This window comes from Terrirubrum flagellatum (assembly GCF_022059845.1).
GTDB classification, from domain to species: domain Bacteria; phylum Pseudomonadota; class Alphaproteobacteria; order Rhizobiales; family Beijerinckiaceae; genus Terrirubrum; species Terrirubrum flagellatum.
The window spans coordinates 1,008,494-1,033,047 of sequence record NZ_CP091851.1 but is presented as its reverse complement, the minus strand read 5'-3'; the positions used below and the strand labels follow the sequence as shown (position 1 = coordinate 1,033,047).

The window sequence follows — 24,554 nt, the reverse complement described above, 5'->3', positions numbered from 1 at the left end:
CGCTCGAACGAGCGACAAATGGAAGGACGGGATGATGCGCTTGGGTCTCACGATGGGAATGGCGTTTCTCGCGCTTTCTATGGCCGGCGCTATCGCGCAGGAGCCGACGTTCCAGTCTGTTCTGGACGGAGCGCGCAAGGAGGGCGCGCTTGTCGTGCGCGTCACCAATCCAAGTTCGCCTGAAGCGCACAAGGCGCTGATCGACGCTTTCAACAAGCGTTTCAATCTTTCGCTGCAGATCGACTGGACTCCGGCCGGCGCGCCGCAAACCAATGTGCGCGTGATTGCGGAAGCCAGCGGCGGCCAGGGCTCTGTCGATCTCATCGGGCTCGGCAGCGCCGAGGATGCGGACACACTGCGCGCACGCGATCTGCTGAAGCCCTATCCCTGGGAGAAAGTTTTCGGCAAGGAGCTGCCGCAGATCGGCGCGACCGTGAACGCGGTGATGCCTGACCTCAGGGGCTATGCATTCGACCTTCTCGACGCCGTCTATGGCGTGGGCTGGAATTCGCAGCTCGTGCGCGACGAGGACGTACCGAACACGACCGCCGGACTTCTCGATCCGAAATGGAAAGGCAAACTTGCGCTCAACGCGTTCTTCCTCAATCCGTTGCCGACCATCGCCTACATCATCGGCCAGGATGCGATGCTCGACTACGCGCGCAAGCTGATCGACAACAGGCCAATCCTGCAACGCGGCAGTCCGGTCGTGATGCAGGCGCTCTCGGTCGGCCAGGCGCCGATCGGCATCATCACCTTCCACGGCGCGCAACGCGCCATCCAGCAAGGACAGCCGGTCAAGTTCAAGTTCTTCTCGGACTACATCATGATCTATGAGGGCCTGATCTATGTGCCGGAGAACGCGCCTCATCCGAATGCGGCGCGGCTGTTCATGGCCTGGCTCGCCACCGAAGGCGTCATGATCGCCGCGAAATTCGAGGCGATGCCACGGGTCGCCGACACCGATTCCGATGTGGCGAAGCTGATCCGCGAAGCGCAGGTCAAGACCTCCGCCAGGATCGCGGCGCCGCCATCGCTCGCCGAGGTCGCAAACCAGCAGAAACTTCGCGACGCGCTGACGAAGCTGCTCACCGGCGCCAACTGAGCTTTCGCAGCCACGTCTATGCTTGCTGTTGACAGCCTGACCAAGATCTATCCGCAACGCAGCGGGGTCGATCCCGTGCGCGCATTGCGCGGCGTCTCCGTCGAGGTCGCCAAAGGCGAGGTCTTTGCGCTGCTCGGGCCAAGCGGCTGCGGAAAGACGACGCTGCTGCAATCCATCGCCGGACTGGAGACGCCGAACTCAGGACGCGTCGCCATCGCAGGCGCCGCCATTTTCGATGGAGAAGCTGGCATCGAAATCCCGACCAACCGCCGCAGGCTTGGAATGGTTTTTCAATCCTACGCGATCTGGCCGCACATGAGTGTCTTCGATAACGTCGCCTTTCCGCTCCAGCATGGCGGCCGCAGGGTGGAGCGCGCCGAAGTAAGGCGGCGGGTGCTCGACGCGCTCGCAAAAGTCGAACTCGCAGCTCTCGCCGATCGGCCAGCGCCGCATCTCAGCGGTGGACAACAGCAACGCGTCGCGCTGGCGCGCGCGATCGTGCATGAGCCCGATCTTCTTCTTCTCGATGAGCCGCTCAGCAATCTCGACGCGCGACTCCGTGTCACGATGCGAACGGAATTGCGACGGCTTGTGACGGCGCTTGGAATCACCACGATTTTCGTGACGCATGATCAGATCGAAGCGCTGGCGATCGCCGACAAGATCGCGTTGATGCGCAGCGGTGAAATCGTGCAGGCCGGTGCGCCGCAACAGATCTATCTGCAGCCGCGCACCGCTTTCGTTGCCGACTTCATGGGCCGCAGCAACATGCTGCCAGGCCGCGTCACAGGCGCCGTGGAGATCGAAGGGAGAAAGGCGTTGCGCTTCGTGACCGAGATCGGCGAATTCGCCTCGACGGTCGAGAGTCTGGTCGCGATCGGTGACACAGGCAGCCTTGTTGTGCGGCCGCAGGCGGTGAAGGTAACGCAAGACGCGGCCGCGGCAGGCGCCAACAGATTCGCCGGCGTGCTCGCGAGCCGCGCCTTTCTCGGCGACATGGACGAAGCGGATGTTCGCATCGGCGGACATCTGCTCAAGGTCGATCTCAACGCCTATGACGCATTTGCGGCTGGCGACGCCGTGACCATCGAGATTCCACCGGATCGCTGCTGCATCGTCGCAGCGGACGCTTAGTCCGAAAAGCTATGACATCCATCGCGTCTGGAGAAAGCAAGCGGCGAACAGCCAGCGCGCCGGCCATCACGCAAGAGCGCCTTATCCAGCTCGGCCTTCTGGCGATCCTCGCAGCGCTCCTTGTCGGTCCGCTCGCGATCCTTATTCGCGCCGGCTTTGCGCCGCCCAACACGCTGCCTTTCGAGAGCTGGTCAATCACAACAGCCAATTTTCGCGCGATCATTCTTGATCCAACGACGCCAGGACTTCTCGCCAATACGCTGATCTATGCCGCCGGCAGCATGGGACTCGGCGTCGCCATCGCGACCGCGCTGGCGTGGCTAACGGAGCGGACCGATATGCCGGGCCGCGCGCTGATCCGGACAGCTCTGTTCACCTGGATGGCGGTGCCCCCCGTCATCATCGGTTTCGGCTGGATTTTGCTGATCAATCCCGGCAATGGCGCGCTGAACGCGTTCGCCCGCTGGGCTTTCGGCGCGTCCGCGCCCTTCACAATCTATTCCATGTGGGCGCTGATCTTCATCACCGCGCTTAGCGTCGCGCCGACCGCGCATGTCATGATCAGTGGCCTCTTGCAGAACATGGACCCGCAGCTCGAGCAGGCTGGCAAGGTTCACGGCGCAACTTCCGTTCAGATCGCCCGGCGAATAACTCTCCCGCTCCTCACCCCGGGCATTCTCTCGATTGGCGTTTTCATGCTGGTCGCCGTCGTCCAAGCGTTCGATCTCCCGGTCATCGTTGGCCTCACCGCGCGGATTCCGGTTCTCAGCACGCGCATCTTCCTCTTGTCGTCGCCCGACACCGGCGTTCCGAATTACGGCCTCGCCGCCGCGTTCGGAACATTGCTCCTCGTCGCCGCCGCGCTGCTGATGTGGCTCTATTTCCGGATCGTTGGCGCGGGCGAGAAATATCGCGTCGTCAGCGGACGCGCCTTCCGGACGAGGCGCATCGCGCTCGGCCGTTGGCGACTCTTCGCATCGACCGGATCACTGTTGCTCTTGCTCGTGATGATTTCGCCTGTCCTCATTCTTCTCTGGACAAGCTTCCTGCCTTTCTACCGGCTGCCCAGTATCGATGGTCTCTCGCAGCTAACGCTGTCGACCTATCGACGCGTGCTCGCGCTGCCTTCCGCAAGCGGCGCAATTCTCAACACCGTCCCGCTCGTGACAGTGAGCGCAACCATTGTCATGCTACTGTCGAGTTTGATCGCCTGGATATCTGTCCGGGCTCGCGGAGCCCTGTCGCGCGCATTGGAAACATTATCATTCCTTCCCGCTGCCGTACCGCCGATTGTCATGGCGATGGCGATCCTGCTGATGTATCTGCGCACACCGCTCTATGGCGCGCTCGCCCTTTTGATCATCGGACACATCACGATCTACATCGCCTTCGGAACGCGCACGATGAGCAGCGCGCTCGTCCAGATTCACAAGGAACTGACCGACGCCGCGCTGGTGAGCGGCGCGTCTCTGTTTGCGGTGTTCCGGCGCATCATTGTTCCGCTGGTCTGGCCGCAGATTCTCAACGGCTTCCTCTGGGTCGTGGCGCACAGCGCGCGCGATCTCACGATTCCGCTTATGCTGATGACCGCTTCGAATATGGTGGTCGCGTCGCTCGCCTGGACGATGTGGGACATTCCCGACCTGCCGGCCGCCGCAGCGCTCTCGATGCTTCTCGTCGCGGTCCTGCTTGTCGTGGTCGCGCCGCTGCAACTCGTCATCGCACGCGCCACGGATCGCCGAGCCTAAGCGCGTCGCCGAGTCTCAAAACGAACTCTTGACCCCACTAGATTTTGGCGGTCGTGAAAAGCTGGCGCCCGTTCACGTGAATATCGACGTCAACGAGATAGCTTCGCACGTTCTCCTTATGGATATCGATTCCGAGGCCCGGCGTATCCGGCGCCGCGATCTCGCCATTGGAATCCGGTTGGAGATGATTCGCCGTCATGTCGATAGCAAGCGATTTGGGCATCGCCGGAAATTCGCAGATCTTGTGATCTTCAAGCCCGGCGAAGGCCTGCATCGAGGCCGAGAGCGCGAGATGCGACGTAAAGGTGTGATTGACGAAGGTCACGCCTTTGGCGACTGCGTAATCCGCAATCTCTTTCGACGGCCCGATGCCGCCGATGCGGCCGCAATCTATCTGGATAAAGCCGACGCCTCCGATATCGATGAGATGCTTCGCCATATAGGCGTTGTGAGCGCCCTCCCCTCCCGCAAGCTTCACCTTGCGACTTCGCTTCGCCAGAGCGCCATAGCTTTCGAGCGCGCTTGCGGCGAACGGCTCCTCGAACCAGGTCACATTGGCTTGCTCAAGAGCCGGCAGACGTTCGGCCGCGCGCTCGACATCATCGATGAAGATCTGCCCGGTATCGACGAGCAGAATCCCGTCCACGCCCAATCCCTCGCGCGCCGCCACAAAATGATCGGCGTCATCGGCCGCCGAGCCGCGCCCGATTGGCCCCCAGCCAAATTTCGCCGCTCGAAAATTGCGCTGGCGGGCGTCTCTTGCACGGCTCAAGGTCTCATCGGGCGTATCGCCAAAGAGTACGGATGCGTAAGGCGTTTTCGGATAGCTCTTGCGATATCCGAGCATCCGCCACACGGGCTCTCCGCGCGCCTTGCCGAGCGCATCCCGCAACGCCATTTCGACGCCGGAGAAAGTGTGCGGCGCCTGAAGCAGGTCCATTGAGTTATAGGCGACGTCAGCCGAAATGCGCTGGATGTCCGCGACATCGCGCAGCGGTCGTCCAAGCACGGAGTCGGCGACGGGCCGACAGACGCCATGGGATTTCGGGCAGACGAAGGCGGCGATCGAAGGCAACGGCGCGGCCTCGCATTCGCCCCAGCCTGTGTGCTCGCCCGCTTGCACGCGCACGAGCAACCCGTCCTGGCTGCCATCGGCTTCGTCGGTCACTTCGGGCATGGACAGATAGAAAAAGTCGACGGCGTCGATCTTCATAGCTGCGGTCCTCAGCGTCCGTAGATCGCAGCGCGAGGCGCAAACGTCACGTTCTCGTCAAGCGGATACATCGGCCTGGCGCAAATGGTATGGCCGAGACTTTTCAGGTTGGCGGATGTCGCGCCGGGTGCATCGATATTGAAATTCTTCTCGGACCAGGAGTCGAACATGTGGTGCTCTGTGTGAGGCGATTTCACCACGATCAAATCAAAATCCCTGGGATTAAGCCCATTCGCGAAATACATCGCCCGATCGAACAGGCTGACTGACCGGCTCATTACCAGAACCGTGAAATTATCGAAGGTCAGCACCGCTGTCGGGCCAGCCTCAAGCGGCGCCTTCATGGTTTCGAGTCGCGCCGAGCCGTCTGACAATAACTTCACGCGCGCCCTGACTTTCATTGGCGTATAGCGCCGGGGATCAACAGAGCCGCCGAGTGTCACCTCGATCTCGCCGCCGACGCCCGCCTTCACCGCGGCCTCCGCCGCAGCCGCATCTACGATCGGCGCCAGCACGCGCTTACCATAGCTGGCCCTCCTCAACGCATCGATAATGGCGTTGCTGTCTCCCGATGCGCCCGATGACGTCGCATCGGCCGCGTCGGTGAAAATCACGGGGCCTTCGATTGACTTCGCCTGCGCAATCGCCCGATCAAGCGAGATGAGCTTGCCCTGCATCCGGAATCGAAGCGGCCAGAACTCCTCCGCAAGGCGAATTGCTTCGCGTTTCGCAACCTCGTCGTCACCGTCCGTCATAACGAGAACCTGCGAGCAAAGCTCGGGCACGTCGGTGAACGGATTGCCGATCATGATGCCTGCAGCCATGGCGACGCCCTCGGCTTCAAGCCGCGTGCATTCACGTAAGAGATCGCCGTAGCATCCGATTTTTGTGATCAGCTCGTCGCCCCGAACCAATGACGGAATGACCACACGCGCGATTTTCGGCTTCACCAGCCTGTCCATGATGCGCAGCAGCAGTTCCGCCGCGCGCCTACCGGTGTCGAAGAAATCGACATGGGGATACGTCCAGTAGATCGCGAGCCCATCGATCTGCTTCAGCATGCGGTCGGTCAGGATGCCATGCAGATCAAGCGAGATCACGATCGGCTTGTTCCCGGCAAGCGCGCGCGTCTCCTTGAGCAGGAAGCCTTCGGGATCAAGCTCTCCATCCGCGCCCATGGCGCCGTGCAGCGAGAAATAGACCGCGTCGACACTGTCGATCCTGGCTTTCACCTCCGCCATGATCCGCCCGGACAGTTTGCGCCAGCCTTCCGCCGAGAGAAGGCCTGCGCTGCCCGAGCGAGCAGAGATCGCCGGAATGACCTCGATATCCCGGCGAGCCTCGAAAACCGCAAGCGCCCCGCCGATCGACAGGTTCTTGCCCCGCTGTTCGTAGACCTCCTCACCGCGCCGGATATGAAAATTCTCATATCCCGATGGCATTGGATTGAAGGAGGAAATCTCTTGCATGCACTCGACGATAAGAATGCGCTTCATGATCAGCTCCTGAAACGAAAATAAATTGGTTGGCGGCGCTCATATCTTCATTCTGGGATCGAGGACGTCGCGCAGGCCGTCGCCCATGAGGTTAAGCCCCAGCACACAGAACATGATCGCAAGCCCGGGAAAGACCGTGATCCAGGGCGCCTCGCGCATGAAATCCCGTCCTTGCGCGATAATCGATCCGAAAGTCGGCGCCGGCGGCGGCGGTCCCGCGCCGACGAACGACAATGCCGCCTCCGACAGGATGGCGATCGCGAAGACATAGGTCAGTCGAACAATCAGAGGCCCCAGCGAATTCATCAGCACATGCCGAAACAGAATGCGGAACTCGCTCGCCCCGAGCCCCCGGATCGCCTCAACATAATTCAACTCTTTCCCCAGGAGCACCGAGGCGCGAACGATACGCGCGGTGTGCGGCGTTGTAGCGATCGACAGCGCGATGACGACGTTGGTGATTGACGCTCCCAGCACCGCACTGACGACCATCGCAAGCACGATGGATGGAAACGCCATGAGAGCATCCATCAACCGCATCAATGGCTGATCGAAACGCCAGAAATATCCCGCCGTGGCGCCAATCGCGACGCCGCAGACCCCCGTCAAAACGACAACCATGGCGCCGATCGCGATCGAGGTGCGCGCGCCGAACATCACGCGGCTCAGGATGTCGCGGCCGAAGTGATCTGCTCCGAACCAGTTCACAGTATCCGGCGGATGCAGGCGCGCGCGGAAATTGTTGCGTAGCGGGTCGAACGGAGCGAGCCAGTCCGCGCCTAAAGCGTTGACGACCATCACCAGCATCAACGTCGCGCCGATCACGAAAGAACGGTGTCGCAGAAGTCGTCCCAGCGCCTCGCGCGCCGGACTCCGGCCGACATGCAAGTCATTCATGACGCAGACGCTCATACGAGCCTCACGCGCGGATCGACCACCGCATAGAGAATGTCGACAACGAGATTCACAAAGAGGTAGAGCACCGCAAGAAAAAGCAGCCCGCCCTGCATGACCGGGAAATCGCGCGCCGCGATCGCGCCGATGATCAGCCGCCCGACGCCTGGAACGGAAAAAACCTGCTCGATGATCACGGCGCCGCCAAGCAGCGCGCCGGCGACGATGCCAATCACGGTGAGAATCGGGATGAGCGCGTTGGGCAAGCTGTGCCTGACAACAACGGTGAAGCGAGACAGACCTTTTGCGCGCGCGGTTCGCACGAAATCCTGGCTGAGCGCTTCGAGCATGGAGGCGCGCGCCATGCGGGCGATGAAGCCGACTTGAACCAGCCCGAGGGTCAGCGCTGGCAGCGTGATCGAACGCAACCAGCCCAGAGGGTTGTCCATCAGCGCGACGAAGCCACCGCTCGGCAACCAGCCGAGTTCGACCGCGAAGACAAGAACGAGCACGAGCCCGAGCCAGAAATCCGGTGTCGAGAGACCGAACAACGCAGCTGTCATCACGACTTGATCGGGCCAGCGATTATGGTTCACCGCTGCGACAGTTCCCGCCGCAACGCCAAAAAAAACTGCAAAGACGAGCGCAAATCCGGCCAGGGACAGAGTCACCGGCAGGCGCTCCATCAGCGCTGCGGCGACCGATCGATTGAGAAGGATCGACTGGCCGAGATCGCCGCGCAGAACGCGGCCATACCAGTCAAGCATCTGGAGCGGCAGAGACTTGTCGAGACCCAATGCCGTGCGGAGGCGCGCCACCTGCTCGGGCGTCGCGCTTGCATCGAGAAAAGCCGAAGCCGGATCTCCCGGCACCAGCCATATCATCGCAAACGTCATCAGCGACACCAGGAACAGCACGATGGCCGCTCCGGCGAGCCGACGCGCCAGGTATCGTCCCATGTCTTGTCCAGTTACGAAATCATGCGCAATGAAGCTGCGCACGGGCGCAGTCTCATCGTCAGGTTGCCCGCAGGCCGGTTCTCCGACCGGCGCGGCGTCACGCCTCCAGCCATGCGCCCCACATGCGCGGAATGCGATAGGGCGTGAAATTTTTCAGCTTCGCCGTCGCAACCTGGAACTGGCCGAAATTCCCCGCCTTCATGCAAACCGCGGCGTCGTACATGTATTGCTGGAATTCGGCGAACAGCGCCCTGCGCTTCGCCTCGTCCGGCTCGGCGGCGAACTTCTGCGCCAGATCGTCGATCTTGGGATCCTTCGCGCCGCCTTGTGACAGGCCATTCACCCATATCGCCATCACCGATCCCGGCCCTTCATAGGGTTCGATGCCAATGCCATGCGTCCAGAAGTCCCAGCCTGTCGGCGTAAAGCCGACCTTAGAAACTGTCGGCCAGTCATTGACCGCCACTTCAACATTGACGCCGATGTCCTTCAGACGCTGCTGGAAGACGGTCGCGACGTCGACATTGGGACGGAACGCGTCGGTGATGAAGGTCAGCTTCTCGCCCTTGTAGCCTGATTTCGCCAGCAGCTCCTTGCCGAGTTTCAGGTCAGCCTTGTTGTATTTCTCGGCACCAGCCTTGCTGTAGAAGGCGTGGCCGGGATAGAGCCAGCTCGCATCGAGCTGATAGATGTCGGCGTAGGAGATCCCCATAATCTCCTCCATATCGAGCGCCGCCTGTACGGCAAGGCGGAAATTAACGTCGCTGCCCGGCGCCTTCGCCTGATTGAACTTGATCGCCTGCACGGCGAAAGGCAGCACCTTGTAGATCGTGAAGCGCTTGTCGGAGGCAAGACGCTTGGCGGTCGGGCCATCAACAGTCTCGTTGTGATGGATTTCGCCGGCCTCCATGGCGGAGACGCGCGCGCCCATCTCCGGCATGAAACGGAACGTCACCGTATCGATGAAGGCTTCCTTCTTGCCGGCGAAGCCATCGCGCTCCTGCTTGCCCTTGGGGTTGAAGGCATAGCCGTCATAGCGCGTGATCTTCACATGGCTGTCGGGCTTGTACTCGACGAATTTATACGGGCCGGTGCCGATATATTCGATCTTGCCCGCCTCTTTTGCGGCTTCGCTCGCGGGATAGATCGCGATCGGCGCGCGCGGTGATGAAATATTATCAAGGAATGTCGATTGCGGCTGCTTCAGCCGGATCGTGAGTTCGCTTGCGCCGCTGGCGTCAATCTTGTCGATCGCGCTGACCAATGCCGGCGACGCCCCGACCTTGCGGTAGCGGTCAATCGAAGCGGCGACATCTTTCGCGTCGAGCTCCTTGCCATTGTGGAACTTGACGTTCTTGCGAATGGGAAATGTGTAGGTCCGCCCGTCAGCGCTGATATTGACGCCTTCCGCCAGCTCCGGAACGGGAGTAGCGTTCTCGTCGCGCGCAAAAAGCGTCTCGTACATATGCAACGTCACATTGCGCGACGCCTGCGCCGACGTGATATGCGCATCGAGCGACGGCGGCGCCTGCGCGATGGCGAGGATTGCGTCGCCGCCCTTGCGCGGAGCCTGCGCAAAAGCGTCGCCAGCCTGCGCGGCGGCGATCGCACCTGCAGCGACAGAACCGAAATGCCTGCGTGTGATCATGATGCACCCTCCTCCTGCTGCGAACGCTGCTTACGCCGCGGCCGCGAGCGCCTCGTCATAATCCCGCATGACGACTGCGACGCAGTCGCCGCGCTGCGCCCGCCCGGGGCCGGCGCCCATCCAGAGCACGCCGCTCGCGCGATAGCGGATTTCGATCGGCGGAGCGTCGATGTCCTCGACAAAGTGGAGGAGGCCCGCGAGATCGCCCGCCTTCACCGTATCGCCGACAAGATTGCGCGGCTCGAACAACCCTGTCCGCGGCAGAAAAGAATAAGCCGCGGGATCGCTGACCATCATGTGCCGCGTGGAAGGCGACCCGTCGCGCTGAGCCGTATCGGGGCGACCCTCGATCACACCCCAATGCTTCAGGACGTTGCGCACGCCGCGATCCGCGATGCGCACGCCCTCGATATTCACGCGGCCCCAGCCGCCGAGTTCGGTGCCTATCGACACGATGCCGCGCTTCTCGACCGCCGAAGTGAATGTCGCGCCTTCGTCCACGCCCCAGAAGACAGCATTGAACGGCGCGCCGAAGGCCGCGGCGGTCGCCATCGTCTTTTCGCGAATGGCGGCATCGTCGATGTAATGCATGTTCGTCGACAGCGCTGAATCCGCGGAATGCCCCGCGGTGTGAAGATCGACCGAGACATCGACATGCGGCAGCACCACGCTGTCGAGGAAATGCGCGAGCATCTGCGAGAAGCTGCCGCGCGGATCGCCGGGGAAACAGCGATTGATGTCGCGCTGATCGACCGGAGTCAGACGCGTGTTGGCCAACACCGCCGGCACGTTCACCGCCGGCATCATGATCACGCGGCCATTCACCTCCTCAGGCTTGAGCGACATGGCGAGCCGCGAGACGGCAATCGGTCCCTCATATTCGTTGCCATGCACGCCGCCGGTGAGAAGCACTGTTGGGCCCTTGCCGTTCTTCACGACGTAGATCGGAATCTGAACGACGCCCCAGCCTGAATCGTTGCGCGACAAAGGCGCATGCAGGTAGGCGGCTTGACGCCCATTCCTGTCGAAATCGATCTCGCAACGGACGCGGCTCTTGACCTCGGCGCTCAATCCCCGGCCTCCCTTGCCTCACCGGATGTAGCATCGTATACAATCTGCAGCCGAGTCAAGGGAGCTGCCGCAGCGGATCGCATGGAGATGATGTCGATCAGACGGCGTAAGACGAATACGGGATACGCGCCCGCAGACAATGGCGGCGAACTCCGCCCGCTTCAGCCGCAAACACTCGTCGATCTCGTTATCGATGCGATTGTGCCGGCCGCCGCCGCCGGAGCCATTCTGCCGGGCGATCGCATCGTCGAAGCCGATCTCGCGCGCAAATTGGGCGTCAGCCGCGTGCCGGTTCGGGAAGCGCTGCGCCTGCTTGAAAGCCAGGGCATCGTGATCAACGAGCCTTATCGCGGCATCAGACTGCGACCGGTCACGAATGAGCGCGTCGATGAACTGATCGAAGCGCGTGTGGCGCTGGAGGCAAGCGCGACAGAGCGCGCCGTGCGCGGCAAACGCAACAAAGGCTCCCACCTCGACCCGCTGCGCGCCGCCGTGCGCGAGATGGACCTGATGGCTGCGCGCGGCGACGCTTACGGTCTCGCCGCCGCCGACACAGACTTTCATCGCGCACTGTGCCGACTCGGCGGAAACAGCGTCACCATCGAACTGTGGGAGACGCTGGCGCGGCAATTCACCATTATTTTCGGTCTCGCCACGCTCGGCAAACCGATGCCGGCGATTGTCGACGAACATCGAGAGCTTCTGGCGGTCATCGAAACCGGGCGCAGCGCGGCGATCCGCAAGACGCTCGACGAACATATCACCGTGATGAATCACGCAGTGGATTACGAGGCCATCATTCAGAAGCGCCGCGCCGAGCGCGACGGCAAATAGTCGGAGATGTTCATGCCGTCACCAGGCAAGGCGGGGCTGCCGCCGTTCCGCATCACGCGGATCGAAGCTGCGCCCCTCTTCGGCGAGAGCCCGAAAGGCGGCTGGTCGGCGGAGATCAGGCCCGAGGATTCAATTCACGCGATCATCGCTGTTCACACCGATCAGGGTTTGACTGGCTATGGCAGCGTGTTCACGGACGGCCGCCTCGTGCAAGCCGCGCTCAAGGTGCTGGAGCCGCTTTATCGCAATGAGGACGCGTTGACGCCGGAGCGCGTCAGCGAGAAGCTTCATCAGAACAGTTTCTGGATGGGCCGCGGCGGTACGCTCACGCACACGATCAGCGGCATCGACATCGCGCTCTGGGACATTCTTGGCCAAGCGACGGGTATGAGCGTCGGCCGCCTGCTCGGCGGCGGGCTGCGCTCGCGCGTGCAGCCTTACTGTTCCCTCCTCATGGAGGAGCCAAAGGCGATGTTTGATCTTGTCGCGCAATATCGCGCGCAGGGCTTCACCGCATTCAAGATCGGCTGGGGTCCGTTCGGACGCGCGCTCGACGTGAAGCTCGACGAAGCGATCGTGCGCGCAGCGCGCGAGGCCGCGGGCGACTCTTCGAAACTCTTTGTCGATGCGGGCGCCAGCGACGCGCTCTGGCCGCACGGCTTCAAATGGGCCAAGCGCACCGCCGAGATGCTGAAGGATTTCAACGTCGGCTGGTTCGAGGAGCCGGTGAGGCCGGACGCGATCGACGATTATTGGGAGCTGCGACGATGTTCTCCGGTGCCGATCGCCGGCTGCGAAGTGCTCACCCGTCGTCAGGCCTTCATTCCCTGGCTCACGCGCGGCGCCATCGACATCGTGCAGCCTGACGTCACCAAGGTCGGCGGCATTTCCGAACAGCGTCGCATCGCCTGGATGGCGTATGATTTCGGCGTGAAATATATCGGCCATGGCTGGAATACGGCGCTCGGCGTCGCGGCCGATCTGCAGATGGCTTCCGCCTTCCCGGACGCCGATCTCGTCGAATTTATCGGCGGCAGCCCCTATGTCGACGGCATTCTGGCTGAGCCCTTTGCGCTCGACGCCGATGGCTGGCTGTCGATTCCCGATCGCCCAGGCCTTGGCGTCACGATCGACCGCGACAAGCTCGCCCGCTACGCGCCTGACGTCGCGCCGCTGTTCCAGTAGTGGGCTCATTCAGAGCAAGCTCGCGAATACCTCCGTCGCGCGGTGAATCGCGGCGTCGTCAATGCCGCGATGAATCGTCATGCGCAGGCGGCCACCCGGCATCGCAAGCGTCAGCACGCCTTTCGCTGCAAGCGCGTCGCGTAATGCTTCCGCGGACCGCCACGGCGGCGGCGCTTTGATCATGACAATATTCGTTTCAACCTTCTCAAGGCACGCAATATCGCTGCGAGCCGATATCCCCTCCGCCAGAAATCGCGCGCGGCGATGATCCTCGGCAAGGCGCGGAATGTTGTCGAGACATGACTCGACGGCCGCCGCAAAAACGCCCATGCGTCGCATGCCGCCGCCAAGCCGTTGGCGGAGCGCAAGCGCCTCGGCGATAACAGCATGAGAACCCGCAAGCGCCGCGCCGAACAATCCGCCGAGCCCCTTGTTGAGGCTGAGCGCGATCGTGTCGAAGCCACGCGCCAATTCCGAAGCCTCGACGCCCGACGCGACGCTCGCATTGAAAAGCCTGGCGCCATCGAGATGGACTTTCACGCCTCGCTCGCGCGCCGTGTTAATGATTGATTGGACAGCGCTGTGCGCGACGATGCGCCCACCGGATCGGTTGTGGGTATTCTCGATAACGATCGCGCCAACGCGCGGCGCCTGAACGCTGCGAGCCGCGGACAGCGCATCGCGCCACGCCTCGACATCGAGAGCAGCAGGATCGCCCGCAGCAGCCATGATCTGCACGCCTGCGATCGCCGCCGCGCCTCCGGCCTCTGAAACCAGGACATGCGCGTCGAGTTGCGTCAACACGGCGTCGCCGGGCCGCGTCAGCAGCGCCAGCGCGCACTGGTTCGCCATGGTGCAAGTCGGAAACAGAAGCGCATCCTCGGTCCCGAGGAGCCGCGCGATGCGCTCTTCCACGCGCGCCTGCCGGGGATCGCCGCGCAGCTCGAACTCGGCCGGCTCGCGCAACGCTGCAAGAATCTCCGAGACAAGAGCGTTGTCGGGCGGCGCGAGCAAGTCGCTGCGGAGATCGATGACAGCCATCCGCGGCGCCGTCATTTCTTCGTCCGCAACGGCGGCGCTTTCGGCCGATCAAGCGTTGCGACCGTCGCGTTGCGGCCGGCCTGATCGTAGGTCGACGTCATCTGCGACAGAAATGCGGCGACGGCGTCCAGCTCTCCTTGTCCTGTCTCGCCAATAAAAAATGGCTGCACGAGAAAAGCCTCACGCGCCCCGCGATAGGCGAAGCAGGCGCGATCACCCTCCTCCGTCGTGCTGAAATGACGTTCGCGCCCTTTGCGCTCGGCGATGATAAGGCCCGCCGCCAACAGCTTCTTGAGGGCGTAGGAGATGAGATAGCCGTCGTCGATATTCAGCACCATGCAGATATCGGTCAGCCGTCGGCCCCGGGCGCGATGATTGACCGCGTGAAGAACGAGGATGTCGAGAGCGCCAAGACCGTGGACGTCGGCCGCCGCCATGCAGTTCTCCACCCAGCGCTGGAACCCGAACATCAGCGTCATGAGCTGATATTCAAATCCGCTCAGCCGCCTGCTGGCCGGAGATTGCGGGACCGCTTCCCCCGCGCCCAACTCGTCGGTTCTGTTGGCTTTCATCGCGCCTGTCCAAGACCGGGCCACGATCCGCCAATCCGCCGCCGCGCGCAACGCCGCAGGCGCAACTTGTGCTCTGCGGCAAACGCGACCGCGTCACGCAAATTACTGGCGATTTGCGTCCGTCGAGGCGCTCACGACATGATCTAGGATGGCGCGACAGAAGGCCGGCGATCATGAGCGAGCGAAACACACACTCCGGCGACGCGGCGTCAGTTCCCATCATCGTTTCGCACGACGTGATGATCCCGATGCGGGACGGCGTTCGCCTCGCAACCGATATCTATCGCCCGGCGCTCCCAAGCGGGGAGCCCGCGCCCGGCCCCTTCCCCGTCATCCTGACGCGGACCTCCTACGACAAATCGAACCCCGTGATGCAGGTGAAACCTGTCGGTGAATTTTTCGCGCGCCATGGCTATGCCGTCGCCGTTCAGGACCTGCGCGGGCGCGGAAATTCCGAAGACGTCGGCAATTATCACCACCGCGCCAACCCGCTCGAAGGCGTTGACGGCTACGACACGATCGAATGGCTCGCCGCGCAGCGCTGGAGCAATGGCCGCGTCGGCATGGTCGGCACGTCCCACAGCGCATCGGTGCAGAATGTCGCGGCGCTGACGCGCCCGCCGCATCTCGCAGCCTGTTGGATCGATTCAAGCCCGACCAGCGCGTTCGATTGGGAAGCGCGCCGCGGCGGCGCCATGGCGATGCAGATGATCCCCGCGCTGTTCGTCCATGCCAGCGACGCGCCGGAAATCCGCGACGACGCGGCCGCGATGGCGCGCGTCGAATGGGGCGGCATGAATCTGCGAGCGTTCCTCAAGAGCATGCCGTTCAAATCAGGCCAGACGCCACTCGCCGCCGCGCCTAATCTCGAGCGCATCCTGTTCCGCTACACCTGCGATGGCGTCTTCAACGAGTTCTGGGCGCAGGAGACGCTGCATTACAAATCGCGCTGGGATCAATTTCCGGACATTCCCGTCGTGCTCTCCACTGGCTGGTACGACCTGTTCACGGAAGAGGTGACGCAGCAATTCGCGGCTCTCGCCGCTCGCAACAAGACGCCGCAACGACTCGTCGTCGGGCCGTGGAACCACACTGCGATGCGCACCGGCCATCGCAATGTCGGCGAGGTGGATTTCGGACCCGACTCCGCCTGGGGTTATCGCATCTACAACCGCGAGAGGTTGCGCTGGTTCGATCGCTGGTTGAAAGACCAGGACACGGGCATCGAGAAGGACCCGCCGGTGCGCATGTTCGTGATGGGCGGGGGCACGGGCGCGAAACTGCCTTCCGGCCATGTCGATCACGGCGGACGATGGCGCGCCGAGCAGACCTGGCCGCTCGCGCGCGCCCTCGATACGCCCTTCTATCTCCACGCCGGCGGGCGGCTTTCGACGGACGCGCCGACCGACGATGACGCCAGCGCGAGCTGGACTCACGACCCGGAAAAGCCCGTGCCGACGCTTGGCGGCAGTGTGGCGCCGTTCCTCGAATCGGCGCCGCTGCCGCCGGGCATGGCGCCGGAATACATTATTCCACGCGCGCGAATGAAAGTGTTCGTCGTCGACGGCGCGATGCATCAGCGCGAGCGGCCGGACATGTATGGTTCGACCGCGCCTTACCCCCTGCTCTCCGAGCGATCTGATGTGCTTGTGTTCCAGAGCGAGCCGCTGACGACGCCGATCGAGGTGACGGGCCAATTACGCGTCAAGTTGTGGGTGTCGTCGACGGCGCTCGACACCGACTTCACCGCCAAGCTTCTCGATATCGCGCCGCCGACCGTCGACTATCCCGAAGGTTTTCACATGAATCTCGTGGACTCGGTGCTGCGCGCCCGGTTTCGAAATGGTTTCGATCGCGAGGAGTTCATGACGCCCGGCGAAGCCTGCGAGATCACGATCGTGCTGCCGCCCATATCAAACCTATTCGCTACCGGCCATCGCATCAGGCTCGATATCGCCTCGTCGAGCTTTCCCCAATTCGACGTCAATCCGAACACGGGCGAACCGCTCGGCCGGCACACGCACACGGTTCGCGCGGTCAATACGGTGCATCTCAGTCCCGAACGGCCGTCCCGCATCGTCCTGCCGATCGTTGCAAGCTGAACAGCAATTCGCCGGCGATCTGCGCGATTGAGTCTGCGCCGGCGTCAACATTATCTGCGCGCGCCCGAGTTCCTGCAGCGCCGGAAAGGCCGGAGATGAATTCCTATCGCATTGGCGTCGACATCGGCGGGACATTCACCGATTTCGCCCTGTTCGACGACGAAAGCCAAACGGCGCGCTCTCACAAGAGACTGACGACACCGGCCGACCCCTCAGAAGCCGTGATCGAAGGCTGCCAGCACATTCTGCGAGACGCCGGCCTCGCCATGAGCGACGTTTTGCTCGTCTCGCACGGTACGACGCTCGTCACGAATGCGATCATCGAGCGCAAGGGCGCGCCGATCGCGATGCTTGTCACCAGGGGCTTCCGCGATCTTCTCGATATGGGGCAGGAGCGCCGCTACGACCTGTTCGATCTCAGGCTGCGATTTCCCGAACCGGTCGTCTCACGCGCGCTCAGATTCGAAATCAATGAACGCATACGCCATGATGGTTCGGAACTGGCGCCGCTTTCCTTCGATGGCGTCGAGGCCTTTCTCGCGGATGCGATCGCGACGCGCGGCGTCGAGGCCGTCGCCATCTGCCTCTTGCACTCCTATGCCGATACGGCGAACGAAAATGCCCTTGCGGCCTTTATCCGGGATCGATTCCCCGATCTCAAGATTTCCACCTCCGCGTCAGTTTTTCCGTTCGCGCGCGAATATCCACGCTGGACCACGGCCTGTCTCAACGCCTATGTGCAGCCGCTGGTTTACCGCTATCTCGAAACGCTTGACAAGAGCCTTCGCGCGCTCGGTTTTACCGGCCGCCTCCTGATCATGGGCGCAAGCGGCGGATCTCTGACGCCGGAGCTTGCGCGCCAATTTCCAATCCGGCTTCTCGAATCGGGGCCCGCCGCAGGCGCGCTGATGTCCGCGAGACATGCGCGCATCCTTGGCGCCGACCACGCGCTCTCCTTCGATATGGGTGGGACGACGGCGAAGGGCTGTCTTGTGCGCTCCGGCGCGCCGTTGAAGCGGTATGATTTTGAAGTCGCGCGCGTGCATGAATTCAAGCTCGGCAGTGGACTGCCGGTCAAAATTCCCGTGCTCGACATGATCGAGATCGGCGCTGGAGGCGGCAGCATCGCTTCGATCGATGCGCGCGGCCTCATCGCCGTGGGGCCGCGCAGCGCCGGGGCCGATCCCGGCCCTGCCTGCTATGGGCGCGGCGGCCGGCGTCCGACGCTGACCGACGCCAATCTCGCGCTCGGTTATCTTGATGCGGCGTCGTTCCTCGGCGGAGAGATGCAGCTCGAAAAGTCAGCCGCTGAAACGGCGCTGCAGGAGAAAATCGCAGGGCCGCTCGGCATCGATATCGCGCGCGCCGCGTGGGGTATTCACGAAATCATCAGCGAGGATGTGGCGCGCGCCTTCCGCGTGCATGCGTCCGAACGCGGCGTCGATTGTCGGCGCTGCGCAATGATCGTTTTCGGCGGATCGGGGCCGCTGCATGGCGCGCGGGTCGCGCGCAAGCTTCACATGTCGCGGGTGATCTGCCCTGTCGGATCGGGAATCATGTCCGCGTTCGGGCTTCTCAGCAGCCCGATCGCGTTTGAGGTCGCGCGGTCGCGTCGGCTCCAGCTTGAGCGTGACGCGCAGGGCGAGCTTGAACAGATCATCTCTCAACTCGCCGCCGACGCAAAGCGCATGCTTGAAGACGCCGGCGCATCCGTGGACGAGACGAGGATCGAAACTCGCCTCGATCTGCGCTATGAAGGTCAGGGTTACGAGATCGAAATCGCCGCCGATCGACTCGATGCGGCCAAACTTCGCGCCGTCTTTGAAAGCGAGCATCGGCGCGTGTTCGGATTCGATTTCGCCGGCCGCGCTATCGAGATCGTCAACTGGAAAGTCGAGATATCTGGTCCCGCGTCCGAAGCGGAAATCCCCCATCGACTTCTGATCGATCGTGACGCGCGCGAGGCCCTTAAGGGCCTTCGCCCTGCGTGGTCGTCTGACCTGCAGGACTTCGCGCCATGGCCCGTCTATGACCGCTACGCCATGCCGCCGGGATTCACGATCGAAGGCCCTGCGCTGATCGAGGAGCGGGAATCGACCTGCGTCATCCACGCCGGCGACAGGCTCATCGTCGACGCCGATCTCAATCTCGTCATCGATGTGAGGCTGTAGATGCGGCGCAAGGCAGATTACGATCCTATCGCGCTGGGCGTTCAATGGGATCGCCTCATCTCGATCGCCGACGAGATCGTCTCCACGCTGGTGCGCGCCTCGTTCTCGACGAATGTGCGAGAGAGCTACGACCTTTCCTGCGTGATCTTCGACGCCGCCGGGCGCGCGCTGGCGCAGGGACGCTACAGCGTCCCCTCCTTCACCGGCACGGCGCAGATGACGCTTCAGCATCTACTCGCGGCGCATCCTGCGGCGACGCTACGGCCCGGCGACGTGCTGATGACCAACGATCCCTGGCTTGGCACGGGCCATCTCTTCGACATCAACGTCGCGCAGCCAATCTGGAGGAAAGGCGTCATCATCGGCTATGTCATGAGCATTACGCACCTGCCTGACATTGGCGGCATCGGATTTTCCGCGACGGCGCGCGAAATATATGAGGAAGGACTCCGGCTTCCACCTGCAAAATTCATTCGCGAGGGCGTTATCGATCCGGTCTTGCGCGCCATCATCGAGACCAATGTCCGCGTCCCGCAGCAGACCATGGGCGACATCATGGCGAATGTCGCCTGCACGACCGCCGGCGGGCGCATGGTGAACGAGCTGATGGACGAATATGGCGTTGCTGATCTCACGCCGCTTGCGGATGCGATCCTGCTTTCGTCAGAGAGAAGCCTGTCCGAAGCGCTGCGCGAAACTCCCGAAGGAGTCTACGCCAATCGCATCGACATCGAGGGCGTTCAGGAGGCGCTAACGCTCGCCTGCGAGGTGACGATCCGGGAGGGGCAGGCGCATATCGATCTCACGGGATGCTCGCCGTCCGTCGGCGCTGCGATCAACGTGCCGCTCTGCTACAGCCGCGCCATGGCTCTGCACGCGATCAAGTGCCTGATGACACCGTCCATTCCGAATAACGAGGGATCGGCGCGCCCGATTTCCATGTCTGCGCCGGAAGGCTGCGTGCTCAACGCCGCCCCGCCAAGCGCAACCGGCGGCCGGCACATCATCGGCCATTTCATCCAGCCGCTGATCTTCGGGGCGCTCGCTGACGCGCTGCCGGAGAAGGCGCAAGCCGACAGCGGCATGCTCAACCTCATCAATGTGCAGGGACGCAACCGGCGCGGCGAAGGCGTATCAAGCATCTTCTTCGCATCGGGAGGATTCGGCGCGCTGAAAGGAATCGACGGCGCCGCGACAACTCCTTCGCCGTCCAATATGACCAGCACGCCGGTCGAGGTGTGGGAGGATATCACAGGCCTGCGTGTCATATCGAAGACGCTGCTGGCCGATAGCGGCGGCGCCGGCCAGTTCAGAGGTGGGCTCGGCCAGCGCATCGAGATGATCAACGACACCGAATTTCCGATGACGATCTCCTGCCTCGCGGGACGAACCGAATTTCCTCCGCTTGGGATGCTGGGCGGCCAACCCGGCGCGCGACGCCGCGTCGAGATCAACGGGGTAGAGGTCCATCCGAAGGGGCGCTACATCCTTGCGCCTGGCGATACGATTGTCACTTACGAGGCAGGCGGCGGCGGCTATGGCGATCCGCGCCTGCGCGACGCAGCCGTAATCAGGCGTGACATTGAAGAAGGATTCGTGACGCGGAGAGCAGCGCCGACAAACATTTGAACCGTTCGCACGAATTGCAATCGCGCCTGCAGGGCGGTGCAGGCGTGATCTCGTCAACCCAACGCGAAGCGCTTTTAGACCAGCAAGGTGCGCGGCTCCAGAAACGCCTCCAGGCCGAAGACGCCGAATTCACGGCCGATCCCCGATTGCTTGAAGCCGCCAAAGGGCGCGAGCGGTTCGTGAGCAGCGCCGTTGATTGCGACGCGGCCCGCCTCCAGCTCCTCGGCGACGCGCCTCGCCCTCTTGTGATCCGACGAGAACACATAGGCCTGAAGGCCGTAGTCGGTGTCATTGGCGATCTCGATCGCATGTTTCTCGTCGCGGTAGGGAATGATGCAAAGCACCGGGCCGAAAATCTCTTCGCGCGCGATGCGCATGTCGTTGCAGACATCCGAGAACAACGTCGGGCGGACAAACCAGCCACGATCGACACCCTCGGGCCGCCCCTCGCCGCCAGCCAGCAACTTCGCGCCCTCTTCCTGGCCAAGGCGGATGTAGGACTGGACGCGATCCCATTGCTTCCGGCTGACCATCGGGCCGATGCGAACTTCGGGATCGTGCGGATCGCCAGCCTTGAATGCGCCGATCGCTTTCGCCAGTCGCGCCTGTATTTCGTCGAGACGATCCGCAGGAGCAAGAATGCGCGTTCCTGCGATGCAGGCCTGCCCGCTATTGATGAAGCCTGCGGCGAGCGCTTGCGGAATGGCCGCATCAAGGTCGGCGTCATCGAGAATGATGTTGGGGCTCTTGCCGCCGAGTTCGAGCGTCACCCGCTTCATCGCGCCGGAGGCGGCTTGCAGGATCGCGCGGCCCGTCGCGGTCGATCCGGTGAAGGTGATCTTCGCGATATCGCGATGGGAAGTAAGCGCCGCTCCGACAACCCCACCATAACCATTGACGATGTTGAACACGCCGGCGGGAAGATTGGCGTCATGCAGGCATTCCGTAAGAATCTGCGTCTGGATGGCGCTCATCTCCGACGGCTTGATCACAATCGTCGCGCCGGCGGCAACGGCCGTCGCCAGTTTCGAGCAAATGAAGCCGTAATTGCTGTTCCACGGCGTGATGGCGGCTGCGACGCCCGCCGGCCGCATCTCGACCTCGGCCCTCCCTATGCGACGGCGAAACTCATAGGTCTCGAGCGTTTTCGCCATGTCGAGAAAAACCGACCCGGCGCGAGGCGCAGCGAATTTCACGAAGCCTTGCGGCGCGCCATATTCCTCGCGCATCGCGTCCGCGAGCTCATCGGCGCGCCGCGACACAGCGGCGTTAAGCCGGTGGAGCATGTCGATCCGCTCCGCCTTGCTTGTGCGGGAGAAAGCCGGAAAGGCGCGCTTAGCGGCAGCGACGGCGCGTTCGACATCCTCCTCATCGCCGAGGCGGACGACGCCAATCTGCTGTTCGGTCGCCGGATTGAAGAGCGGCGCTTCCTCGCTTCCATGCGGCCGGTCGAAGCCGCCCCCGATGTAGATCTGATCGATGATGCGCATAGCTGTCTCCTGTTCGCTGGAGACAGCTAGTCGCCCGCAACTGATCTGATAAGATGCACAAAGATGATCATTCTGATCGGTTTTTCTAAACAATGAAGGCAAGTCTGAGCGAATTGGAGGCCGTCGCCGCCGTGGCGCGTCATGGCGGGTTCCGGGCCGCTGCACGCGAGCTTGGCGCGTCCCCGTCCTCGGTGAGCCAGGCGATCTCGGCGCTGGAGGAACGGCTCGCCGTCCGGCTGTTCAATCGCACCACGCGCAGCGTCGCGCTCTCTAAGGCGGGCGAACGGTTCGTATCGGAAGTCGCGCCCGCGCTGGCGACGATTGAAGCCGCCGTGACGAATGCGGGAGAGCAATCAGGCAAGCTCACGGGAACGCTGAGACTCAACATGTCGCCAGGCGCAGCGCGCATGCTGATGGAGCCGATCATCCTGGAATATGGCCGGCGCCATCCGACAGTCGAGATCGACATCGTCACTGACAACGCGCTGATCGATATTGTCGCTCAAGGTTTCGACGCCGGCGTGCGTCTCACCGAAGCCGTTCCGGCCGACATGGTCGCCGCGCCCATTTTCCCGACGCTGCGATCGCTTGTCGTGGGATGTCCGGCTTATTTTGAAGGGCGGACGCGACCGATCGTTCCCGGCGATTTGCTTGCGCATTCCTGCGTGCGTTACCGCATGGCGAGCGGACGGCTCTATCGCTGGGAGTTCGAGCGGCATGGCGAGAGTCTGCTGATCGACGCGCCGGGGACTTTGACGCTCGATGACAGCGAATTGCTGTTGAACGCGGCGCTCGGCGGCGCAGGCCTCGCCTATGTCAGTGAGTTCTCCGCCGCGCCGCACATCGCCGCGGGACGGCTGCTCGCGGTGCTTGAAGAGTGGACGCCGCCCTATCCTGGCGTCAGCCTCTATTTCGCGCAGCGCCGGCACATGCCAGCGCGGCTTCGCGCGCTCATTCAGGTCATCAGCGACCGGAATCGGGAGCTCCGCCACGTCGAAGGCGCTCAGCAAAAGCGATCGCGCCTTACGCCTGAGGCTCGCGTCCGAAACAGGCGCGCTTGACCGGCGGTCGCAAGCTGTCGCTTGCGCCACGCCGAAGTTCCATGTTACCGTTTTATCACAGCTTTCAGGCGTGGTTTCTTTTTTCCGCCAAAGACTTGGCGGCCGCGCGACGCCATGATGTTTCAGTGACCTCTTCAGCTCAGCACGTCTTTTTCATCACCTCTCCGCTCGAGAGCGAACATGTCGAGCAGATTCGAAACGCCGCGCCGTCGACTCTCGAAATCGTGTTCGAGCCTGATCTCCTGCCGATGACCCGCTATGTCGGCGATCACAAGGGCCGCGCCGACTTCGCGCGCACGCCGGCGCAGAATCGGCGCTGGCGAGAGGCGCTCGCGCGCGCCACGATCCTTTGGGATTTTCCGACAGGCGACGCCGCCGAGCGCGGCCTCGCGCTCGCGCCGAAGGTTCGCTGGGTGCAGACGACAAGTTCGGGCGTCGGCCAGCAGGTCCATTCGTTGGGCCTCACGGAAAGCGACGTCATTGTGACGACGGCGCGCGGCGTGCATGCTGATGCGTTGGCGGAGTTCGCCTTCCTCGTGATGCTGGGCCACGCCAAGGACCTATCCCGGCTGCAACGAGAGCAGGCCGCCCATCGCTGGGAGCGATATTGCTGCGGCGAGCTCACGGGAAAGACTGTCGCAATCATCGGAGCCGGGAAGGTAGGCGCCAAGGTCGGCGCGATCGCGCGCGCTTTCGGGATGTCGGTGATCGCGGTCGTGAACCGGCCCTCGCCGGAGCGAAGCGCCGAACTCTCGACGACGGAAATCGTCGGCCCGGATCAACTGCGCGCTGCGCTTCCGCGCGCGGACTATGTCGTTCTCTGCACGCCGCACACGCCGAAGACGGAGCACATGATCGATCGCGCCGCGTTCGCGGCGATGAAGCCTGGCGTCGTGTTCATCAATATCGCACGCGGACAGGTTGTCGACGAGCAGGCGATGATCGCAGCGCTGGACAGCGGACATATTGCGCTTGCCGGTCTTGACGTCGCAGAGATCGAACCGCTGCCGCCGGGCTCGCCCTTGTGGTCTTCGCCCAATGTGCTGATCTCGCCTCACTCGGCCAGCACGGCGCCGAGCGAGAATCGGAAGATCGTTGATATCTTCATCGAGAATATGGGTCATTATCTCGGCGGGCGGCCGGAACGGATGATCAACATTCTCGACAAGTCGCGGATGTATTGAGGGCGCCGACGCGAGGC

General features: G+C 62.8%; 19 protein-coding genes. 10 read left to right on the top strand and 9 right to left on the bottom strand.

The window, feature by feature from the left end; translation table 11 throughout:
- Positions 1-31: 31 nt before the first annotated feature.
- The 3 genes from L8F45_RS05185 to L8F45_RS05175 are packed head-to-tail and all read left to right on the top strand — an operon-like array spanning position 32 to position 3,987.
- Positions 32-1,105: an ABC transporter substrate-binding protein gene (locus L8F45_RS05185; RefSeq protein WP_342361821.1), complete on the top strand. Its 1,074-nt coding sequence runs from the start codon at positions 32-34 to the stop codon at positions 1,103-1,105.
- Positions 1,106-1,123: 18 nt separating this feature from the next.
- A complete protein-coding gene (locus L8F45_RS05180) occupies positions 1,124-2,239 on the top strand; it encodes an ABC transporter ATP-binding protein (protein ID WP_342361820.1) in 1,116 nt (371 codons plus the stop codon).
- A gap of 11 nt (positions 2,240-2,250) precedes the next feature.
- Positions 2,251-3,987, top strand: coding sequence for an ABC transporter permease (locus L8F45_RS05175; protein ID WP_342361819.1), 1,737 nt, complete (start codon positions 2,251-2,253; stop codon positions 3,985-3,987).
- Between the two features lie 37 nt (positions 3,988-4,024).
- On the opposite strand, the gene L8F45_RS05170 is transcribed toward L8F45_RS05175, so the two are convergent.
- The 6 genes from L8F45_RS05170 to L8F45_RS05145 form a co-directional block, all read right to left on the bottom strand.
- Positions 4,025-5,200, bottom strand: a complete 1,176-nt coding sequence (locus L8F45_RS05170) for a mandelate racemase/muconate lactonizing enzyme family protein (protein WP_342361818.1) — start codon at positions 5,198-5,200, stop codon at positions 4,025-4,027.
- 11 nt (positions 5,201-5,211) lie between these two features.
- Positions 5,212-6,696, bottom strand: a complete 1,485-nt coding sequence (locus L8F45_RS05165; RefSeq protein WP_342361817.1) for a M81 family metallopeptidase — start codon at positions 6,694-6,696, stop codon at positions 5,212-5,214.
- Between the two features lie 39 nt (positions 6,697-6,735).
- Positions 6,736-7,608, bottom strand: coding sequence for an ABC transporter permease (locus L8F45_RS05160; protein ID WP_342361816.1), 873 nt, complete (start codon positions 7,606-7,608; stop codon positions 6,736-6,738).
- Positions 7,605-8,549 (bottom strand): ABC transporter permease, encoded by a 945-nt coding sequence (locus L8F45_RS05155; protein WP_342361815.1) that lies wholly within the window; start codon positions 8,547-8,549, stop codon positions 7,605-7,607. Before L8F45_RS05155 ends, L8F45_RS05160 begins: the two co-directional genes overlap by 4 nt.
- 97 nt (positions 8,550-8,646) lie before the next feature.
- Positions 8,647-10,197 carry an ABC transporter substrate-binding protein gene (locus L8F45_RS05150; protein WP_342361814.1) on the bottom strand — a complete coding sequence of 517 codons (1,551 nt, stop codon included), beginning with the start codon at positions 10,195-10,197 and terminating at the stop codon, positions 8,647-8,649.
- A 30-nt stretch (positions 10,198-10,227) separates the two neighbouring features.
- On the bottom strand, positions 10,228-11,268 hold the full coding sequence (locus L8F45_RS05145; RefSeq protein ID WP_342361813.1) for a succinylglutamate desuccinylase/aspartoacylase family protein: 1,041 nt from the start codon (positions 11,266-11,268) through the stop codon (positions 10,228-10,230).
- 87 nt (positions 11,269-11,355) lie between these two features.
- Between L8F45_RS05145 and L8F45_RS05140 the strand changes: the two genes are divergently transcribed.
- Positions 11,356-12,102, top strand: coding sequence for a GntR family transcriptional regulator (locus tag L8F45_RS05140; RefSeq protein WP_342361812.1), 747 nt, complete (start codon positions 11,356-11,358; stop codon positions 12,100-12,102).
- 12 nt (positions 12,103-12,114) lie between these two features.
- Positions 12,115-13,287 (top strand): mandelate racemase/muconate lactonizing enzyme family protein, encoded by a 1,173-nt coding sequence (locus tag L8F45_RS05135; RefSeq protein WP_342361811.1) that lies wholly within the window; start codon positions 12,115-12,117, stop codon positions 13,285-13,287.
- 9 nt (positions 13,288-13,296) lie between these two features.
- Here L8F45_RS05135 and L8F45_RS05130 read toward each other — a convergent pair whose 3' ends face one another.
- Together L8F45_RS05130 and L8F45_RS05125 are read right to left on the bottom strand one after the other, a co-directional pair.
- Positions 13,297-14,343 (bottom strand): threonine aldolase family protein, encoded by a 1,047-nt coding sequence (locus L8F45_RS05130; RefSeq protein WP_342361810.1) that lies wholly within the window; start codon positions 14,341-14,343, stop codon positions 13,297-13,299.
- Positions 14,340-14,900 (bottom strand): winged helix DNA-binding protein, encoded by a 561-nt coding sequence (locus L8F45_RS05125; RefSeq protein WP_342361809.1) that lies wholly within the window; start codon positions 14,898-14,900, stop codon positions 14,340-14,342. Before L8F45_RS05125 ends, L8F45_RS05130 begins: the two co-directional genes overlap by 4 nt.
- A gap of 173 nt (positions 14,901-15,073) precedes the next feature.
- On the opposite strand from L8F45_RS05125, the gene L8F45_RS05120 reads away from it, so the two are divergent.
- The 3 genes from L8F45_RS05120 (at position 15,074) to L8F45_RS05110 (ending at position 20,802) form a co-directional block, all read left to right on the top strand.
- Positions 15,074-17,002, top strand: coding sequence for a CocE/NonD family hydrolase (locus L8F45_RS05120; protein WP_342361808.1), 1,929 nt, complete (start codon positions 15,074-15,076; stop codon positions 17,000-17,002).
- A gap of 95 nt (positions 17,003-17,097) precedes the next feature.
- Positions 17,098-19,173 carry a hydantoinase/oxoprolinase family protein gene (locus L8F45_RS05115; RefSeq protein ID WP_342361807.1) on the top strand — a complete coding sequence of 692 codons (2,076 nt, stop codon included), beginning with the start codon at positions 17,098-17,100 and terminating at the stop codon, positions 19,171-19,173.
- Positions 19,174-20,802 carry a hydantoinase B/oxoprolinase family protein gene (locus tag L8F45_RS05110; RefSeq protein WP_342361806.1) on the top strand — a complete coding sequence of 543 codons (1,629 nt, stop codon included), beginning with the start codon at positions 19,174-19,176 and terminating at the stop codon, positions 20,800-20,802.
- Between the two features lie 74 nt (positions 20,803-20,876).
- Here L8F45_RS05110 and L8F45_RS05105 read toward each other — a convergent pair whose 3' ends face one another.
- Positions 20,877-22,292: an aldehyde dehydrogenase family protein gene (locus tag L8F45_RS05105; RefSeq protein ID WP_342361805.1), complete on the bottom strand. Its 1,416-nt coding sequence runs from the start codon at positions 22,290-22,292 to the stop codon at positions 20,877-20,879.
- Between the two features lie 92 nt (positions 22,293-22,384).
- Here L8F45_RS05105 and L8F45_RS05100 point away from each other — a divergent pair, with 92 nt between their 5' ends.
- Both L8F45_RS05100 and L8F45_RS05095 read left to right on the top strand, forming a co-directional pair.
- A complete protein-coding gene (locus L8F45_RS05100) occupies positions 22,385-23,353 on the top strand; it encodes a LysR family transcriptional regulator (protein WP_342361804.1) in 969 nt (322 codons plus the stop codon).
- Between the two features lie 125 nt (positions 23,354-23,478).
- The gene (locus L8F45_RS05095) at positions 23,479-24,537 is read left to right on the top strand and encodes a D-2-hydroxyacid dehydrogenase (RefSeq protein ID WP_342361803.1); all 1,059 of its coding nucleotides are present in this window, start codon (positions 23,479-23,481) and stop codon (positions 24,535-24,537) included.
- Positions 24,538-24,554: the final 17 nt, after the last annotated feature.

Coding starts and splice junctions, on each gene's coding strand:
- L8F45_RS05130 (WP_342361810.1), bottom strand. CDS start 14,343: ATGACGGCGCCGCGGATGGCTGTCATCGATCTCCGCAGCGACTTGCTC.
- L8F45_RS05185 (WP_342361821.1), top strand. CDS start 32: ATGATGCGCTTGGGTCTCACGATGGGAATGGCGTTTCTCGCGCTTTCT.
- L8F45_RS05160 (WP_342361816.1), bottom strand. CDS start 7,608: ATGAGCGTCTGCGTCATGAATGACTTGCATGTCGGCCGGAGTCCGGCG.
- L8F45_RS05135 (WP_342361811.1), top strand. CDS start 12,115: ATGCCGTCACCAGGCAAGGCGGGGCTGCCGCCGTTCCGCATCACGCGG.
- L8F45_RS05155 (WP_342361815.1), bottom strand. CDS start 8,549: ATGGGACGATACCTGGCGCGTCGGCTCGCCGGAGCGGCCATCGTGCTG.
- L8F45_RS05165 (WP_342361817.1), bottom strand. CDS start 6,696: ATGAAGCGCATTCTTATCGTCGAGTGCATGCAAGAGATTTCCTCCTTC.
- L8F45_RS05180 (WP_342361820.1), top strand. CDS start 1,124: ATGCTTGCTGTTGACAGCCTGACCAAGATCTATCCGCAACGCAGCGGG.
- L8F45_RS05125 (WP_342361809.1), bottom strand. CDS start 14,900: ATGAAAGCCAACAGAACCGACGAGTTGGGCGCGGGGGAAGCGGTCCCG.
- L8F45_RS05115 (WP_342361807.1), top strand. CDS start 17,098: ATGAATTCCTATCGCATTGGCGTCGACATCGGCGGGACATTCACCGAT.
- L8F45_RS05100 (WP_342361804.1), top strand. CDS start 22,385: ATGAAGGCAAGTCTGAGCGAATTGGAGGCCGTCGCCGCCGTGGCGCGT.
- L8F45_RS05105 (WP_342361805.1), bottom strand. CDS start 22,292: ATGCGCATCATCGATCAGATCTACATCGGGGGCGGCTTCGACCGGCCG.
- L8F45_RS05175 (WP_342361819.1), top strand. CDS start 2,251: ATGACATCCATCGCGTCTGGAGAAAGCAAGCGGCGAACAGCCAGCGCG.
- L8F45_RS05150 (WP_342361814.1), bottom strand. CDS start 10,197: ATGATCACACGCAGGCATTTCGGTTCTGTCGCTGCAGGTGCGATCGCC.
- L8F45_RS05170 (WP_342361818.1), bottom strand. CDS start 5,200: ATGAAGATCGACGCCGTCGACTTTTTCTATCTGTCCATGCCCGAAGTG.
- L8F45_RS05120 (WP_342361808.1), top strand. CDS start 15,074: ATGAGCGAGCGAAACACACACTCCGGCGACGCGGCGTCAGTTCCCATC.
- L8F45_RS05140 (WP_342361812.1), top strand. CDS start 11,356: ATGATGTCGATCAGACGGCGTAAGACGAATACGGGATACGCGCCCGCA.
- L8F45_RS05110 (WP_342361806.1), top strand. CDS start 19,174: ATGCGGCGCAAGGCAGATTACGATCCTATCGCGCTGGGCGTTCAATGG.